Raw genomic sequence first — 16,881 nt, 5'->3', positions numbered from 1 at the left:
CCAGTGCAAGCACAAGGATACCGCTCTGACAAGACTTGCCAGATGGTATGACGAGGTTGAAAAATCCGGTTTTCTTGCGTTCGGAAGGGTGGTACGTTCCATACAGACACATTATCTGGAAATCGTCAACTTTTTCGACAGGCGTTCCACCAATGCAGCTTCAGAATCGTTCAATGCCAAAATCAAGGAGTTCAGAACACAGTTCAGAGGAGTAAAGGACAGGGCTTTCTTTCTCTTCAGACTAACAAATATTTATGCTTAATCTATGAATCCCTCAGATTTTTACGTTGACCCCTAAGTTGCATGAAAAGTTTAATAAAAATGTAATCGTTATAAAGAAAAGGAGCTAAGTCATTGACTTAACTCCTTGATAATCACCAGTCGGGGTGACTGGATTCGAACCAGCGACCACACGCCCCCCAGACGCGTACTCTAACCGGGCTGAGCTACACCCCGAATTGCGGATGCAAAGGTAGTGCTTTATTTTTAATCTGCAAATAAATCGTTGGGAAAATATATGTAAATACCCAGGATGCCTGTTATATCTTATTTATTTCCAGTGCTATATACTTGTAACACAAGATGCTATTTAGATATGCTTCTAAATAATACGTAAAGGTGTTTTGGTAACTGTTTGGCATTCTACACTGTGCAAAACACATGCAAAAAGCTCCGTCTTATAGCAATAAAGAGTATCAAATCATCCCGAAACCTTAATCGAAAACAGGACGAATAACTGGGATGCAAGCAGATTATAAGGTTGATGTAGGTTAAAGTATGTCCCCGCAATGTTTTAAGGAACTCTTCTTGTTGAGCCATTGCAATGATATTATTGAGGCGCAGTGTGGCATTTAGTATCAAAGGATTGCATAGGTTGTTTGGCAAGGATATAGCAGCGGAGGAACTTTGGAGTAAAAAGGAATTTTGAATGCTGGTTGCAGAGTGGTTAGGGTATTATGATGATATAGCGAAGTTGCCTAGTGACTGTTGGGATGTGGACTTTGATATATTTAAGAGTGCCAAGGACTTTGCCAAATGGTGTATTCGTATAGCAAATGCCGACCAGAACCTGCCTTATTATGTAAAACCTGTCTTGTTTAAACTTCGGGTAAATCCTCAGCCAGCCGACCGTGCTCTATATGGGCAGATATAAAAAAGAATCCAAGAAGCGTTGGATTAGGGCAAAAAATATTTGACGGTCATTTCAATATAAGACGCTTTATCCACTCTATGGCTTTGTCATTTGCATCGAACACGAACTCCTGTCCCTTGGCTGCCGACACAAAGCATTCTCCCTTCCATGCGTTTGCATTGTACGTAATAGGTATCTCCCTAAAGAAATCAGGTAGGCTCCATACCCTTTTACTATACCCCTGTTTGGTAAGCACCAATTTGTCGGAATAGTGTAAGCATCCTGCTCCGGGTAATGCGGGGTACAAGGTAAATGTGGGGGAAGCTATATAAATAGCATTGGGCTGTTTCCACCTGTCGGTTTGAGTATGCGGATGTTGATTTAACCATTGTGGCACATCGTTAGGTGAGTCAATAATACTCCCTATTTGTAAATAACCGTAGATGATATGTAAATTGGGGGCATCTTTTACATAACTTAGTTTTCCGTTTAAAAGTTCTGTTTGCCTAAACCAACCGAAGAAAAGAAACAAGTCGCCTATCCCCACCCCTTGTTTCTGTAGATGCCTTAAAGATGTCCCCTCTTGTCCAAATGCGGGTTGCCACCCGTTCGGTCTGTCTACGACGCATTTCCTAATATCGGGGTCTAAATGACAACGGTATTTTTCCTTAATCTTGCTGTTCCCTTTCAATTCATGGATAATGTTATAATATGATTTCCCATTCCAAACTAAATCCGTAAACTTTGTATCATCGGATTTTGAAGGTATAGGTAATGAAAGTAATGTCCCGTCTGGTAATATCGGGCTTGGCATTCTGCCATATTGTGAGTCGAAACCTTTACGGCTTAATACAACTTTCATTTTGCATCAGTATATTTGCAGAGGTGGGTATGTTGTTTCACATAGTTAATGAACTCGGAAGCATCTTTTGTAATTACTCCGTAAGATGTCTGCGCTTTAGGTATGTTAGGGCGTAATTCCATTTGTATTTCTAAAGGTGATAGGTGACTGAAATAATAGAACTCCTCACATACAAGGACGAACTTTCCGCCTAAATCTTTCATCATTTTATTTTCACCGTGATGAACGTTCTTTATTTGTATAAAAGTTCCGTCTCCTGTGGGCTGATAAATATTGTCTCCATAACGTTCCAATACACTGGTATCGTCTGTATATATAGGTCGTTTTTGCGGGTATTGCTCCCAATATTCCTCAAAAGTGAGTTTCTTGGTAACTTTGGCTAAGTAGATGAGCCTTTCTTCACCTGTCTTTGTAGGAGTGTGGGCTATGTGTTTTGACGTCCAGCCGGCAATCCAATTTCCTACTTCGGTGTTAAGTCTCATTTTGGGTTTGCAGGTTGCCAATGTCAATACTCCAAACAGTGGGTTAGGTGCAAAACATTTGTCATGAGCCATTTTGTAGCTGTACAGTTTGTTTTCCATATTTGTAAGAAACTTTAAAGGTTAATATTGTCATTTAGTTTTTATCTTTGATAATAAGTATAAAAGTCATACTCCCATACATTCCCGGTAGAAATCGAATACTTCGAAAATGGTTTCTTTGTCCGCAGTCTGGTTCAGGCAAATGTCTCCTACTTCTTTGAGTAATGTGAAGTTGATGATGCCGGCGGTATTCTTTTTATCGTGCAGCATCAGTTCGTAGAGGCGGTCGTATTGCTTGCACTGGAAGGCGAAAGCGCCATAATTCTCTTTGATGAACTGGATGACCTGGCGCATCTTTTCCTTGGGAAAGCCTGTTTTTATGTGCGAGAGGTAAAGTTCGCATACGATTCCCCAGGCTACGGCATAGCCGTGCAGTACCGGACGGTTCTCTGCCAGGGCAAGGCTTTCGAATGCATGGCCTATGGTATGGCCGAGGTTGAGTGCCTTGCGTATGCCGTGTTCTTGCGGGTCTTGTTCTACAATGTCCTCTTTTACTTGGACAGAACGGCCTACCATTGCCTTGAGAGCGGTATAATCTATGTTTTTCGTATCGAAAGACAGCAGCTCTGCCAAGTGCCGGGGAGTGCTGATAAGACCGTGTTTCAACATCTCGGCATAACCGGAGAAGAAGTTGTGGGCATCGAGGCTACGTAGAAACTCTGTTTCCAGCAATACGCTGGCAGCAGGGGAGAAAACACCGATTTCGTTTTTCAGCCCGTTGAAGTTGATACCGGTTTTTCCGCCTACCGCCGCATCTACCATAGCGAGCAGGGTGGTGGGTATGTTGATATAGGCTATTCCCCGCTTGAAGGTGGAGGCGGCGAAACCGCCGAGGTCGGTTACCATGCCGCCGCCCAGGTTTATTAATAGGGAATGGCGGGTAGCTCCCTGTTCGCTCAGCGACTGCCATACGGAAGCCAGTGTTTCCAGGTTCTTATGTATGTCTCCTGCTCCGATAAGGATTTCGGCAGCGTCTTTCAGTGCGGGGATGCCTCTCAGTTGAGGCAGGCAAAGACGGTGGGTGTGTTCATCGGTGAGGATGAAAAGTTTATCGTGGGGACACTTTCCGATAGCATGTGCCAGGCTGTTTTCCAGTTCGTCGCAAAGGATTACTTCTTGTTTACTCATAACGGAAATTTATAATTTGTGATTTATTGTAAGGCAAAGATAGCTCTTTCGGCAATAAATGTTACCTTTGTGTCATAAAATAAATCATAATTCATAAATCGAGATGAAAGCATTACTTCCTGTATACTGCCGTCCGCTTGGATATTGCATAATTGCACTGGCTTTGTTTCTTCCGTTCTTAATGATGATGTTGGGCAGGGTGACGGATGCCAACCTGTTGTTTTACAAGGAATGTTCCAAACTCCTGATGATGTTGGGGGCATTGATGATAATATTTGCTTTGACGAAGGGCGAGTGTAAAGAGGTGGAGGAAATCCGTAACAAGGCTACGCGGAACGCCATGTTCCTGACGGTGCTTTTTGTTTTCGGAGGCATGCTGTACCGTGTGGCACACGGAGACATTATGTCCGTAGACTCTTCTTCTTTCCTGATATTCTTGATTGTGAACGTGCTTTGCCTTGAATTCGGTATAAAAAAAGCGGCTGTCGATAGATTGTTTAAGCGGAATAATCGATAATTAAGTAAAATCAATCTGTAAGGCATTAAACCTTTTGCCCGTAAGTTTGTCAAATGAAACAGTTACAAATAAACATTGTTGTTCATTTAGAATACAGGGCATGAAAAGAATTATCATCGGAGCAATGCTGTTGTTGGCAACGGCATTGTCCGCTTTTTCACAAACCAAAAAAATTACCGTATCCGGCCGGGTGGTCGAGGACACGAACGAGCCTGCGGTACAAGCTACTATCCAATTATTGTCATTGCCGGACAGTGCCTATGCTGCCGGTGTTGCCACTACCGGAAAAGGGTATTTCACCTTGCCGAAGGTGAATGCCGGAAAGTATGTATTGAAGGTATCCTACATAGGCTTTAAGAATAAGTTTATCCCTCTGCATCTCTACGCCAATGTGCTCAACAAGAATGTCGGTACGATAACGCTCGAGACGGATGCTATCATGCTTGCCGAAGCGGTGATTGTAGCCGAGGCTCCGCAGGTGCAGGTAGTGGAAGATACGCTGGTGTACAATTCTACTGCTTACCGTACGCCGGAAGGTGCGATGTTGGAAGAGCTGGTGAAGAAGCTTCCCGGTGCGGAAATCGATGAGGACGGTAATGTAAAAATCAACGGCAAGGAGTTGAAGAAGATTATGGTGGACGGTAAGGAGTTCTTCGGCGGCGATGTGGCGACCGGTTTGAAGAACCTGCCGGTCGATATGATTGATAAGCTGAAAACCTATGATAAGAAGTCGGACTTGGCACGTATCACCGGTATAGACGACGGTGAGGAGGAAACGGTGCTCGACCTCACCGTGAAGAAAGGTATGAATAAGGGTTGGTTCGGCAATGCCGACCTTGCCTATGGTACGGAAGACCGCTATATGGCACGCATGATGCTGAACCGCTTTGTGGACAAGACGCAGTTCTCTGTGATAGGTTCGGCGAACAACGTCAACGACCAGGGTTTTTCCGGCGGTGGCGGCGGTCCGCGCTGGCGCAGGAATAATGGTTTGGTAGCCAAGAAAATGCTGGGTGTGAACTTTGCTACGGAAACGTCCAAGCTGGAAGTAGACGGTAGTGCCCGGTATAATTATAAAGGTGCGGATGTTATCAGTACCAATTCTTCCGAGCGTTTCCTGCAAAACGGAAATTCGTATTCTAACTCCAACTCCGTCAATAAGAACAAGGAGGTGAATTTCAATGCCAATCTGCGGTTGGAGTGGCGGCCGGACTCGATGACGAACATTATTTTCCGCCCGAACTTCTCTTACGGCAATACTAATGATGCTTCCAGCTCCGAGTCGGGCACGTTCAATGCAGACCCGTACGGCCTGGTGGTAGACCCGAACGATTTTCTCAACTTCGACCAGATGACGGATGACCCCTTGAAGGATATCCGTGTGAATGCTACGAACGACGCTTCGTTGAGCAAGACGAAAAGCCTTTCTACGGAAGCTACTTTGCAACTGAACAGGAAGCTGAACGACAGGGGGCGTAACATTACTTTCCGCGGACGTTTTGGGTACGGCAACAACGACAACGACCAGTACACGCAGTCGGAAACCCGCTACTACCAGATGTTGAATGCACTGGGAGGCGACTCTATACTATACCGCAACCAGTATATCACGACGCCTACCAATAATTATAATTACAGTGCCCAGATTACGTACAGCGAACCGATAGCCCGGGCTACTTTCTTGCAGTTCAGCTACCAGTTCCAGTACAAGTACAGCGAGAGCGACAAGACTACGTTCGATATGTTGAGTTATCCGGACTGGGACATCAACGGGCCTTTGCCCTCCGGTTATGAGGCGCATCCGGTGGATAGCCTGGGCAAGTATGCGGAGTACAGGTATTATAATCACGATGCGTCTGTATCGTTGCGTTTCATTCGCGAGAAGTACCAGTTGAGTGCGGGAATGTCTTTACAGCCGCAGCATTCGGTGCTGTCGTATAAGCGCGGCGATTACATGATTGATACGGCGCGTAATGTATTCAACTTCGCTCCGAACATAGACTTCCGTTACCGCTTCTCTAAAGTAAGCCAGTTGCGCTTTATGTATCGCGGACGAAGCAGCCAGCCGAGCATGGAGAATTTGCTGCCTATCGCCGACAATTCGAACCCGCTGAACATCAGGGTGGGTAATCCGGGGTTGAAGCCTGCGTTTACGCATACTATGCGCTTGTTTTACAATACGTATAATGCCGATTTGCAGCGTGGTATAATGACGCATTTCAGCTTTTCGACCACACAGAACAGCATCAGTAACAGTACGGTATATAATGAACAGACCGGTGGACGGACTACTACGCCCAAGAATATCAACGGCAACTGGAATGCCTTCGGACTGTTCGGCTTCAATACTGCATTGAAGAACAAGAAGTTTACCATTAATTCGTTCTCGAATATCAACTATGCCAACAATGTGGCTTTCCTGTATAATAACGATACCAAAGCGGACGACAAGAATACCACTACCGGGCTTACATTGAGTGAACGGCTGAACGGCGCTTATCGCAACGACTGGTTCGAATTCGGGTTGAACGGTTCTATCTCTTATACTGCCGAACGCAGCAAGCTGCGGCCGGAGAATAATCAAGACCCTTATACCTTCTCTTACGGCGCTTTGACGAACGTAACATTCCCCTGGCAGATGACGCTTTCTACCAATATCACCAATCAGAGCCGTCGCGGTTATACGGATAGCAGCATGAACCGCAATGAGCTGATTTGGAACGCACAGCTCTCGCAATCGTTCCTGAAAGGGGCGGCTACTCTCAGCTTCGAGATGTACGATATTTTGAAACAGCAAAGCAATATCAGCCGTTCGTTGACGGCGGATGCCCGTTCGGTATCTTCCTACAACGGTGTCAACAGCTATTGTATGTTACGTTTCATTTATCGTCTGAACATCTTCGGCAGCAAGGCGGCACGCGAAAGCATGCAGGGCAAGCGGGGCTTCGGCGGTCCTGGTCCCGGACGTCCTCCTCATAGGGGCGGATTTGGTCCCGGACGCCGGCCGTTCTAATGTTAATCAATGTAATAGGTCGTAAAAGTTCCTTTGTTTTTCATACATTTGTTATATTCTTTATGACAGATGTATGCTTGATTGGAACTTCATAGCCGGCCTGGTTGCCACAGTAGCATTCGACATAATCTATTTTGGCGCGATTATCGGAACAATCACGGTTATCATCCTCGATAACCGGAATCCGGTAAAGACAATGGCGTGGATACTGATACTGATGTTTCTGCCGTTGGCAGGACTCGTGCTTTACTTCTTCTTCGGCCGTAGCCAGCGGCGGGTGCGTGTCATCGGGAAGAAAAGTTACGACCGCCTGCTGAAAAAGCCGATGGCCGAATATCTTGCCCAGAATTCGTGCGTGCTCCCCATGAGTTACAGCCGCCTTATCTCCCTGTTCCGCAACACCAACCAGGCTTTTCCTTTCGACGGAAACCGCGTGGAGGTTTATACACGGGGACTTTCCATGCTCCAGTCGCTCCTGCGCGAGTTGCAGAAGGCGGAGAAGCATATCCATATGGAGTTTTACATCTTCGAGGATGATGCCATTGGCCGAATGGTGCGCGATGTGTTGATAGATAAGGCAAAACAGGGAGTGGAGGTGCGCGTTATTTATGATGATGTGGGCTGCTGGCATGTTCCCAACCGTTTTTACGAACAGATGCGCGAGGCGGGGGTGGAGGTACGCAGCTTCCTGAAGGTTCGCTTCCCTCTGTTTACCAGTAAGGTGAATTATCGCAACCACCGTAAGATTGTGGTTATCGACGGGCGTGTAGGGTTTGTAGGCGGTATGAACCTGGCGGAGCGTTATATGCGCGGTTTCTCCTGGGGGATATGGCGCGATACGCATCTGCTGCTGGAAGGCAAGGCTGTGCATGGTTTGCAAACGACTTTTCTGCTCGACTGGTATTTCGTAGACCGCAGCCTGATTACCTCTGCCCGTTACTTCCCGAAGATAGACAATTGCGGCACTTCGCTGGCGCAGATTGTGACGGGCGAACCGGTAGGACCCTGGAAAGAAATTATGCAGGGGCTTGTTATGGCGATAAGCGGTGCGCGGAAATATTTCTATATACAGACTCCGTATTTCCTGCCCACAGAGGCTTTTTCCCTTGCAATGCAAACGGCTGCTTTGGCGGGGGTGGATGTACGTCTGATGCTTCCTTACCGTGCAGATAACAGGTTGACGCATCTGGGTTCCTGTTCGTATCTGGCGGAGGTTTTGCGGGCGGGAGTCAAGGTGTATTTCTACAAGAAAGGGTTTCTGCACTCTAAGTTAATGGTGTCGGACGACGAGCTGTCTACCGTAGGTTCCACGAATGTGGATTTCCGCAGTTTTGAACATAACTTTGAGGTGAACGCATTTATATACGATACGGAAACCGCCCTCCAGATGCGTGAAATATTTCTTCAAGACCAACGGGAGTGCGTACAGGTGTTCTCCAAGAATTGGGCGAAACGTCCCTGGTATCGTAAGGCGGCGGAGAGCATAGTGCGTTTGTTGGCGCCGCTTTTGTAGTTGAATGCTGCGGGCTGAAAGCCGTGCAGCATTACAGCGTAGCTTATTCAGTCCCCGTTTCAGTCCTCGGCCTTCAGCTTGAAAAAGGAGAAATTCACACTGCCGTACACTCTTCTTTCTACAAAGCAGGGGTGGGCTTCGAAATGGTTTGTTTTCCCGTGTTCCAGGACGAACAGGCCGTCTTCCTTTAAGAGTTTGTTCTCGAAAATCAGGTCGGGCAGGGTTTCGAGGCCTTTCAAGTCGTAAGGAGGGTCGGCGAAGATAAAATCGAACTGCTCCCGTCCGTCGCGGATATACTTGAACGCATCACCGCGGACAGGCAGGCATTTGTCGGTTTTCAGCTCTTGCATCACCTTGTAGATAAAGGCATGGTGGTCGCGGTCTTTTTCTATGCTGATAACCCGGTCGCATCCTCTGGATACGAGTTCGATACTGATGCTGCCTGTTCCGGCAAACAGGTCGAGCGCACGTACGCCTTCCTCGAAGTCTATATAGTTGGACAATACGTTGAACAGATTTTCTTTGGCAAAATCCGTAGTGGGGCGTGCCTTGAAGGAACGGGGCACATCGAAACGTCTTCTTTTGTATATTCCGCTGATTACTCGCATAGGTTAATGGCTTGCAGGTCGAGATTAGCGGCAGGGTTCATGACGAATACCTGCCGGATGAATTTTCTCAGCTCGGGCAGCAGTTGCTCCTTGTCGGACAGCTCGCCTGTAAGGTGGAGCTCGTCGCGTTCCTGCTCCATGCCGAGCTGCTTCCATAGATAGAGAATGTAATAGATACGGTCGTTCGTCGCTTTGCAGGCAAAGGAGTTGGCAAATGTCAGCCGGCCGCGTTCGTAGGTATATATGTCTACGGCTTCCTTATGCAGGTGGATGTACATCTTCCGGCAGTTACCCAGCCGGCTTTTGGTGGCAAAATACTCGATGAACGGGCTTGCCTGGGAATAAAAACGGATGTCGGGATATTGTTCGCGCAAGAGGGAGCAACTGCTTTTATCCATGCCGAACAGTACGACGATGTTGTTTTTGTGCAGGATATTGTACTGTACCAGTTCATTGTCCTGTTTGGGGTGGTTGTGATAGAATACGGTTTCCGCCTGCTCGTCTTCGAAGAATTCCAGGGGGATGAACGTGAAACGCTTGCCTGCCATAAGCACGTTGACACGGCGGAAGGAGCGATTCAGCCATTCCACCTCGCGGAAAGTCTGTTTCAGGTTGGCTGTGAGCGACAGCGAGTCGTCTACCTCGCGGTCGTAAAAGGAAAGGCCGCCGTCGCCGAGCGGGTTGAATATAGAAAAAGAAAATCCATCCGTACTGAGACGGATGGATAAGGTATATTGTTCCGATTTACTGAAATCAGTCGTTTCTATCATACGTATGTCGGTGGATTATTCCCAGTTACCGGCGTTGTTGTTAGCTGTTTCCAAGCTACCAATCATCAAGCCCGAGTATTTGCCCAACTTAGTCTGAAGGTCTTTCAGGTTAGCGATTTCCTGCTTATCCAGGCCATTCAGGTATACTTCGTACGGAGTCTTGACTTCGAGCAGGCAGAAGGGAGCACCCGACTTGGCGGTATCGTTGCGGATAGCCATTTCGAATTGTGCGCCGTTGCCGAAAGGTACGTATCTCATTGAGTCCGGATTGAAGCCTTTGGGGAAGATAGTATCCAATACGGCTACCCACATAGTGTCGCGCTTGAAGTTTTCCAATCCCCATTTCTTTACTTCCGAGTAGTTACCGGTCTTTTTAGCCTTATTGATGATATTGATAGCTTTCTTTTCCGTCAAGCCGTCTTCCAACTGCTTGTCGTCCAATTCTCCCTGTTTGAAAATGAACGGAAGTTTCTGGTTCTTTACGAAGTCAATCAACGTATCGAAGCTGGCGGTATATTGCTGGTTGTGCAAACCGCGATATTCCAACTGTGCTTTACGGATGTCAATCAGACGGGCGATGACTGCTGCGTCTCTGTGCTTCTTAGCTTCCTCAAAGTTTATAGGACCCATGATACTGGCATAGCAGATATAAACTAAGACCAGAGCACATAAGCCTAAAACGATATTAAATACTGTTTTCATGATAAATATGTTTTTTAGTTGTTATATTCGCACCGCAAAAATAAAAGAAATAAATTTAAAAACGACAGTTCCCGTTACTTTTTTCTATTACAAAAATGATAAATAACTATTTAGAAAGGCAAATTAAGGAAAATTTTCCTTACCAACCAACTCCGGAGCAGGAAATTGCAATAAAATCTTTGTCGGAGTTCCTCTTGTCGCCTCGTAGCGAGGCGGTTTTTCTGCTTCGTGGTTATGCGGGGACGGGTAAGACCTCGTTGGTGGGAGCTTTGGTCAAGACGCAGGACAAGTTGCAACAAAAGTCGGTATTGCTGGCTCCGACGGGGCGGGCGGCGAAAGTATTTGCCGCTTATGCGGGACATCCGGCGTTTACGATTCATAAAAAAATATATAGACAGCAATCGTTCTCCAACGAGACGGGTAATTTTTCGGTGAACGATAATTTGACAACCCATACGTTATATATCGTGGACGAGGCGTCGATGATTTCCAATGACGGCCTGTCGGGTTCGGTATTCGGTACGGGGCGTCTGCTGGACGACCTGGTGCAGTTCGTCTATTCCGGTACGGGATGCCGTCTTTTGCTTATGGGCGATACGGCACAGCTTCCGCCGGTGGGTGAGGAGCAAAGCCCCGCCCTTTTCGCCGATGCCTTGAAAGGGTACGGGCTGGAAGTGCAGGAGGTGGATTTGACGCAGGTCGTCCGCCAGGAGCAGCAGTCGGGTATTCTGTGGAATGCCACCCGTTTACGGCAACTGATAGCCCGGGATGATTGCGGGGCATTGCCGAAAATCAGGACGACGGGGTTTGCAGACATCAGAGTACTGCCGGGCAACGAGCTGATAGAGGAGCTCGAGGCATGCTACGGTCGTGACGGGCTGGATGAAACGATTGTGGTATGCCGCTCCAACAAGCGGGCGAATATATACAATAACGGCATCCGCGCCCAAATTCTCTGGCGGGAGGACGAGCTGAACGCGGGCGATTTGCTGATGATTGCAAAAAACAATTATTTCTGGACGGAGAAACAGAAAGAAATGGACTTTATAGCCAACGGCGAGACTGCCGTAGTGCGCCGGGTACGCCGTACCCGCGAGTTATACGGATTCCGTTTTGCCGATGTTACCCTGGCATTCCCCGACTACGATGATTTCGAACTGGAGGCGAACCTTTTGCTGGATACCCTGCATAGTGATGCCCCCGCACTGGCTAAAGCGGACAATGACCGGCTTTTCTATACGGTTCTCGAGGATTATGCAGACATTACCGTAAAGCGCGAGCGGATGAAGAAGATGAAAGCCGACCCTTACTATAACGCCCTGCAAGTGAAGTACGCTTATGCCGTAACCTGCCACAAGGCGCAGGGCGGACAGTGGAAGAATGTCTTTCTCGACCAGGGGTATATGACGGACGAGTATCTGACGCCCGATTATTTCCGTTGGCTCTACACGGCTTTTACCCGTGCTACGGGAACGTTGTATTTAGTAAATTATCCGAAAGAACAGATTGAATGAATAAAAAAAACTCCGCTCCGGCGGGAAAAGCCGGAACGGAGTTCTTATATCGTGGACGGCATAACCGTTCAGATGTTTGCCAGTTCCATTACCTTATCCACCGCGGCCTTTATTCCGTCCGGATTCTTGCCTCCGGCAGTCGCGAAATGAGGCTGGCCGCCTCCGCCGCCTTGTATCAGCTTGGCGGCTTCTTTCACAAGGTTACCGGCTTTCAGGCCGCCGGCTACGAGGTTATCGCTCAGCATCACTGTCAGCATAGGCTTGCCTTCGCATACCGTACCGGCAACGAAGAAAAGATTCTCCGTAATTTCTCCGCGTAGCTGGAAAGCAATGTTCTTGACCGTATCGGCAGGTATCATGGCTGCGCAGAACTTGATAACCTTTACGCCGTTTATTTCCTGGATATTCTTTAGCAGTTTCTCTTTCAGTTGCGCTTCTTTCTCTTTCATGAAGTCCTCCACCTGCTTTTTCAGCCCCGCGTTTTCCTCGATATACTTACGGATTGCGCCGGACAGGTCGGGAGCATTGTTGAAAAGCGCTTTCAAGTCGCGCATGGTATCCTGGAACACATCGAGCATTTCCTCTACACGCGCTCCGGTATAAGCCTCGATACGGCGTACGCCGGCGGCAACGGAACTCTCGGAAATGATTTTCACCATTCCGATATTGCCGGTAGCGGCTACGTGCGTACCGCCGCAGAATTCGATAGAAGAACCGAACTGGATAACACGCACGCGGTCACCGTATTTCTCGCCGAAAAGTGCGATAGCTCCCAACTCTCTGGCTTCCTCAATGGGGATGTTGCGGTATTCTTTCAAAGGAATATTGGCGCGTATCTTGGCATTTACGATATGCTCTACCCGGCGGATTTCCTCGTCCGTAACTTTCTGGAAATGGGAGAAGTCGAAACGCAGGGAGTCGGGAGTAACCAACGACCCTTTCTGTTCTACATGTTCGCCCAGCACCTCGCGCAATGCGGCATCCAGCAAGTGGGTGGCGGAGTGATTGGCGGCACAGGCGGCACGCTTGTCCGTGTCTACGCAAGCCATTAACGGAGCCTCCATGTGCTGGGGTAGTTTCTTGGTGATATGGATAGGAAGGTTGTTTTCCTTCTTGGTATCGATGATTTCGATTGTTTCGAACTCGTTCACCAGTACGCCGGTATCACCTACCTGGCCGCCGCTTTCGGCGTAGAACGGCGTTTTGTCCAACACAATCTGGTATAGTACCTGGTTTTTCTGCTTTATCTGGCGGTAGCGCAAAATGGAAGTCTCGTATTCCGTGTAGTCGTAGCCTACGAATTCGGTAGTACCCTCTTGCAGCGTAATCCAGTCTCCGGTTTCAACGGCAGCGGCATTGCGTGCGCGCTGCTTTTGCTGCTGCATTTCGGCGTCGAACTCTTTGATGTCGGCTGTCATGCCGTTTTCGCGGAGGATGAGTTCCGTAAGGTCGAGCGGGAAGCCGAAGGTGTCATAAAGCGTAAAGGCGTCTTTACCGCTGATTTCGGTCTTACCGGCTGCCTTGGCATCCGCCATGGTCTTATCCAGCAGGCGGATACCGGTTTCCAGGGTACGGAGGAAAGAATCTTCCTCTTCCTTGATAACCTTGGCTATCAGCTCCTTTTGCGCATCCAGCTCGGGATAAGCGCCGCCCATGTTCTCTATCAGTACGGGGAGCAACTTGTACATGAAGGCTTGCTTCTGGCCGAGGAACGTATAACCGTAACGTACGGCGCGGCGGAGGATGCGGCGGATTACATAACCCGCCTTGGCATTGCCCGGCAACTGTCCGTCCGTGATAGAGAAGGCAATCGTACGGATGTGGTCGGCAATGACGCGCATGGCGATATCCTGCTGTTCGTTTTTGCCGTATTCGGTTCCAGCCATGTTGCCGATTGCCTTCAACATCGGCTGGAAAACGTCAGTGTCGTAGTTGGAAGTCTTGCCTTGCAGGGTGCGTACCAAACGCTCGAAGCCCATGCCGGTGTCGATAACCTTGGCGGGAAGCCCTTCGAGACTGCCGTCTGCCTTACGGTTGAACTGCATGAACACGAGGTTCCAGATTTCGATAACCTGCGGGTGGTCTTTATTTACCAACTGCGACCCGGGAACCAACGCTTTTTCTTCTTCCGAGCGCGAGTCCACATGGATTTCGGAACAAGGGCCGCAAGGACCCGTATCGCCCATTTCCCAGAAGTTATCGTGCTTGTTGCCGTTGAGGATGTGGTCTTTAGGCAGGAACTGTTCCCAGTAGGAAGCGGCTTCGTTATCGCGCTCCAACCCTTCTTCGGGGCTGCCCTCGAACACGGTTGCATAAAGGTCTTTCGGGTTCAGTTTCAGTACGTCTACCAGGTATTCCCATGCCCAGGAGATAGCCTCCTTCTTGAAGTAGTCGCCGAACGACCAGTTACCCAGCATCTCGAACATGGTATGGTGGTAAGTGTCGTGTCCCACTTCTTCCAGGTCGTTGTGCTTTCCGCTGACGCGGAGGCATTTCTGCGAGTCGGCCACTCTTTTATATTTTGCCGGGTGATTACCCAGAATGATATCTTTGAACTGGTTCATCCCCGCGTTGGTAAACATCAGCGTGGGGTCGTCCTTTATCACCATCGGAGCCGAAGGCACGATTTGGTGACCTTTACTTTCGAAGAAACTCTTGAACGAGTCTCTGATTTCATTTGCAGTCAGCATACGTCTTGTTTATGATTTATGATTTCAGATTTCAACTTGTCAGATTTATGGCTCGTGACCTATGATTTGCATATTTTGCGGTTCGCCATTCTATAAATCATAAATCATAAATCATAAATCTTGAAAAAAACTGTGCAAAGATAGCTTGTTTTTATTACTTTTGCCGCATTGACAAGCGAAATATTTCCAAAGATGCGCAAAGTTTACTACATTTATAATCCGCGGACACAGACCTATGACCGGATTTATCCTACCGTCCGGCAGCGGGCGCTGAGCATATTGCGCCGGTTGTTCCTGGGCATGGGGCTGGGGGCCGGCAGCTTCATCGTGCTGTTGCTTATTTTCGGTTCGCCGTCCGAGAAAGAGCTGCGGAAAGAGAATAGCAGGCTTCAGGCGCAATACAATGTACTTTCGCGAAGGCTGGACGAGGCCATGGGAGTGTTGCAGGATGTGCAGCAGCGCGACGACAACCTGTACCGTGTTATTTTCCAGGCAGACCCCATACCGTCGGCTATCCGCAAGGCGGGATACGGTGGCACGAACCGTTACGAGCATTTAATGGACATGGCTAATTCCGAGTTGGTTGTAAACACCACGCAGAAAATGGACATGCTTACGAAACAGCTTTATATCCAGTCGCGTTCGTTCGACGATGTGGTGGAGATGTGCAAGAAGCACGACGAAATGCTGCGTTGCATACCGGCCATCCAGCCTATTTCCAATAAAGACTTACGTAAGACCGCTTCCGGTTACGGAACACGCATAGACCCTATCTACGGCACAACCAAGTTCCATGCCGGCATGGACTTCTCCGCCCACTCGGGCACGGAAGTTTATGCTACGGGTGACGGTACGGTGGTGAAAATGGGGTGGCAGACCGGCTATGGAAACATTATCGTCGTAGACCACGGTTTCGGCTACCAGACGTGGTACGCTCATTTGCAGGGCTTCCGCACCAAGCTCGGAAAACGTGTGGTACGCGGCGAGGTAATCGGCGAGGTGGGGAGCACGGGAAAAAGTACCGGGCCGCATCTTCATTACGAAGTGCATGTAAAAGGACAGGTAGTGAATCCCGTAAACTATTACTTCATGGATTTGAGCGCCGAGGATTACGACCGTATGATACAGCTTGCCGCCAATCACGGTAAAGTGCTCGACTGAACCGGGCTATTATGAACGACTGACTGAACCGGATTTATGTACGATTAATAGACAATGCCGCATGCTGAACACCGATAAAGAACTGAAACTGTACTACTCCATTAGCGAGGTTGCCCGGATGTTCGACGTCAACGAATCGCTGCTCCGTTTCTGGGAGAAAGAGTTTCCGCAGCTCAATCCCAAGAAAGGCGGGCGGGGGATACGCCAGTACCGCAAGGAGGACATCGAAACCGTGAAGCTGATTTATCACTTGGTTAAGGAGCGCGGTATGACGCTGCCCGGTGCGCGCCAGCGTATGAAAGACAATAAAGAAGCCACCCTCCGGAATTTTGAAATCGTGGAGCGGCTGCGGAACATCCGCGAAGAACTTGTGGGCATGAAAGAGGCGCTCGATGCCTTTACCTATGAGCGGGATATTCAGTAAATGTCCCTAAAAATCAAGATGGCATATGAAGATGATAGAGCATACTCACTTCATATGCCATTTTTATAGTCCTATTCCTGTAATTTCTCACACAATCTTACCCTACAAGACATGACGCTCGGGAAGAAGTCTGAAGACATCTTCTGCCTCTGCCTGTAAAATCATATCATGCCGCTTTCACCGTCCTGTTCCTGATCTTGTCTATCATCAGTACGGCATTTGCCGTATGTATTCCAAAGAAAATCCACAGGATTTCCGTCTTCCTG

Annotated in this window: 14 protein-coding genes and 1 tRNA gene; 7 read left to right on the top strand and 8 right to left on the bottom strand. The window is 48.3% G+C overall.

Annotated elements, in window-relative coordinates; translation table 11 throughout:
- Positions 1-262 (top strand): transposase (locus C233_RS23045; RefSeq protein ID WP_018669395.1); only part of this gene is annotated, 262 nt, incomplete at its 5' end.
- 119 nt (positions 263-381) lie between these two features.
- Here the strand turns inward: C233_RS23045 and C233_RS0120615 are convergent.
- From C233_RS0120615 to aroB, 4 genes are all read right to left on the bottom strand, one after another.
- Positions 382-456 (bottom strand) — tRNA-Pro (locus C233_RS0120615).
- 743 nt (positions 457-1,199) lie between these two features.
- On the bottom strand, positions 1,200-1,994 hold the full coding sequence (locus tag C233_RS0120605; protein ID WP_018669392.1) for an Nmad3 family putative nucleotide modification protein: 795 nt from the start codon (positions 1,992-1,994) through the stop codon (positions 1,200-1,202).
- The gene (locus tag C233_RS0120600; RefSeq protein WP_018669391.1) at positions 1,991-2,575 is read right to left on the bottom strand and encodes an Nmad2 family putative nucleotide modification protein; all 585 of its coding nucleotides are present in this window, start codon (positions 2,573-2,575) and stop codon (positions 1,991-1,993) included. Before C233_RS0120600 ends, C233_RS0120605 begins: the two co-directional genes overlap by 4 nt.
- Positions 2,576-2,641: 66 nt before the next feature.
- Positions 2,642-3,703 (bottom strand): 3-dehydroquinate synthase, encoded by a 1,062-nt coding sequence (gene aroB / locus C233_RS0120595; RefSeq protein ID WP_018669390.1) that lies wholly within the window; start codon positions 3,701-3,703, stop codon positions 2,642-2,644.
- A gap of 103 nt (positions 3,704-3,806) precedes the next feature.
- Here aroB and C233_RS0120590 point away from each other — a divergent pair, with 103 nt between their 5' ends.
- From C233_RS0120590 to cls, 3 genes are all read left to right on the top strand, one after another.
- Positions 3,807-4,220 carry a hypothetical protein gene (locus C233_RS0120590; RefSeq protein WP_018669389.1) on the top strand — a complete coding sequence of 138 codons (414 nt, stop codon included), beginning with the start codon at positions 3,807-3,809 and terminating at the stop codon, positions 4,218-4,220.
- A gap of 100 nt (positions 4,221-4,320) precedes the next feature.
- Entirely contained in the window at positions 4,321-7,233 is a 2,913-nt protein-coding gene (locus tag C233_RS0120585; protein ID WP_018669388.1) for a TonB-dependent receptor, read from the top strand.
- Between the two features lie 73 nt (positions 7,234-7,306).
- Positions 7,307-8,746: a cardiolipin synthase gene (gene cls / locus C233_RS0120580; protein WP_018669387.1), complete on the top strand. Its 1,440-nt coding sequence runs from the start codon at positions 7,307-7,309 to the stop codon at positions 8,744-8,746.
- A 59-nt stretch (positions 8,747-8,805) separates the two neighbouring features.
- Here cls and rsmD read toward each other — a convergent pair whose 3' ends face one another.
- Genes rsmD through C233_RS0120565 form a run of 3 tightly spaced genes read right to left on the bottom strand, consistent with a single transcriptional unit; the run spans position 8,806 to position 10,826 of the window.
- The gene (rsmD, locus tag C233_RS0120575) at positions 8,806-9,354 is read right to left on the bottom strand and encodes a 16S rRNA (guanine(966)-N(2))-methyltransferase RsmD (protein ID WP_018669386.1); all 549 of its coding nucleotides are present in this window, start codon (positions 9,352-9,354) and stop codon (positions 8,806-8,808) included.
- Positions 9,345-10,124 (bottom strand): DUF3822 family protein, encoded by a 780-nt coding sequence (locus tag C233_RS0120570; protein ID WP_018669385.1) that lies wholly within the window; start codon positions 10,122-10,124, stop codon positions 9,345-9,347. Before C233_RS0120570 ends, rsmD begins: the two co-directional genes overlap by 10 nt.
- Before the next feature lie 15 nt (positions 10,125-10,139).
- Positions 10,140-10,826 carry a hypothetical protein gene (locus C233_RS0120565; RefSeq protein ID WP_018669384.1) on the bottom strand — a complete coding sequence of 229 codons (687 nt, stop codon included), beginning with the start codon at positions 10,824-10,826 and terminating at the stop codon, positions 10,140-10,142.
- A 95-nt stretch (positions 10,827-10,921) separates the two neighbouring features.
- Here C233_RS0120565 and C233_RS0120560 point away from each other — a divergent pair, with 95 nt between their 5' ends.
- Positions 10,922-12,340, top strand: a complete 1,419-nt coding sequence (locus C233_RS0120560) for an ATP-dependent DNA helicase (RefSeq protein WP_018669383.1) — start codon at positions 10,922-10,924, stop codon at positions 12,338-12,340.
- A 68-nt stretch (positions 12,341-12,408) separates the two neighbouring features.
- On the opposite strand, the gene alaS is transcribed toward C233_RS0120560, so the two are convergent.
- Positions 12,409-15,030 (bottom strand): alanine--tRNA ligase, encoded by a 2,622-nt coding sequence (gene alaS / locus C233_RS0120555; RefSeq protein ID WP_018669382.1) that lies wholly within the window; start codon positions 15,028-15,030, stop codon positions 12,409-12,411.
- Between the two features lie 192 nt (positions 15,031-15,222).
- Here alaS and C233_RS0120550 point away from each other — a divergent pair, with 192 nt between their 5' ends.
- Positions 15,223-16,191 carry a M23 family metallopeptidase gene (locus C233_RS0120550; protein ID WP_018669381.1) on the top strand — a complete coding sequence of 323 codons (969 nt, stop codon included), beginning with the start codon at positions 15,223-15,225 and terminating at the stop codon, positions 16,189-16,191.
- A gap of 61 nt (positions 16,192-16,252) precedes the next feature.
- Positions 16,253-16,615 carry a MerR family transcriptional regulator gene (locus C233_RS0120545; RefSeq protein ID WP_018669380.1) on the top strand — a complete coding sequence of 121 codons (363 nt, stop codon included), beginning with the start codon at positions 16,253-16,255 and terminating at the stop codon, positions 16,613-16,615.
- Positions 16,616-16,881: the final 266 nt, after the last annotated feature.

The sequence above is a fragment of the Bacteroides gallinarum DSM 18171 = JCM 13658 genome, from assembly GCF_000374365.1.
Lineage (GTDB): Bacteria > Bacteroidota > Bacteroidia > Bacteroidales > Bacteroidaceae > Bacteroides > Bacteroides gallinarum.
The sequence above is the reverse complement of the archived record's forward strand: the minus strand, read 5'-3'. Positions and strand labels throughout refer to the sequence as shown.

Coding starts and splice junctions, on each gene's coding strand:
- C233_RS0120560 (WP_018669383.1), top strand. CDS start 10,922: ATGATAAATAACTATTTAGAAAGGCAAATTAAGGAAAATTTTCCTTAC.
- aroB (WP_018669390.1), bottom strand. CDS start 3,703: ATGAGTAAACAAGAAGTAATCCTTTGCGACGAACTGGAAAACAGCCTG.
- C233_RS0120565 (WP_018669384.1), bottom strand. CDS start 10,826: ATGAAAACAGTATTTAATATCGTTTTAGGCTTATGTGCTCTGGTCTTA.
- C233_RS0120590 (WP_018669389.1), top strand. CDS start 3,807: ATGAAAGCATTACTTCCTGTATACTGCCGTCCGCTTGGATATTGCATA.
- C233_RS0120550 (WP_018669381.1), top strand. CDS start 15,223: ATGCGCAAAGTTTACTACATTTATAATCCGCGGACACAGACCTATGAC.
- alaS (WP_018669382.1), bottom strand. CDS start 15,030: ATGCTGACTGCAAATGAAATCAGAGACTCGTTCAAGAGTTTCTTCGAA.
- C233_RS0120545 (WP_018669380.1), top strand. CDS start 16,253: ATGCTGAACACCGATAAAGAACTGAAACTGTACTACTCCATTAGCGAG.
- cls (WP_018669387.1), top strand. CDS start 7,307: ATGCTTGATTGGAACTTCATAGCCGGCCTGGTTGCCACAGTAGCATTC.
- C233_RS0120585 (WP_018669388.1), top strand. CDS start 4,321: ATGAAAAGAATTATCATCGGAGCAATGCTGTTGTTGGCAACGGCATTG.
- C233_RS0120570 (WP_018669385.1), bottom strand. CDS start 10,124: ATGATAGAAACGACTGATTTCAGTAAATCGGAACAATATACCTTATCC.
- C233_RS0120600 (WP_018669391.1), bottom strand. CDS start 2,575: ATGGAAAACAAACTGTACAGCTACAAAATGGCTCATGACAAATGTTTT.
- C233_RS0120605 (WP_018669392.1), bottom strand. CDS start 1,994: ATGAAAGTTGTATTAAGCCGTAAAGGTTTCGACTCACAATATGGCAGA.
- rsmD (WP_018669386.1), bottom strand. CDS start 9,354: ATGCGAGTAATCAGCGGAATATACAAAAGAAGACGTTTCGATGTGCCC.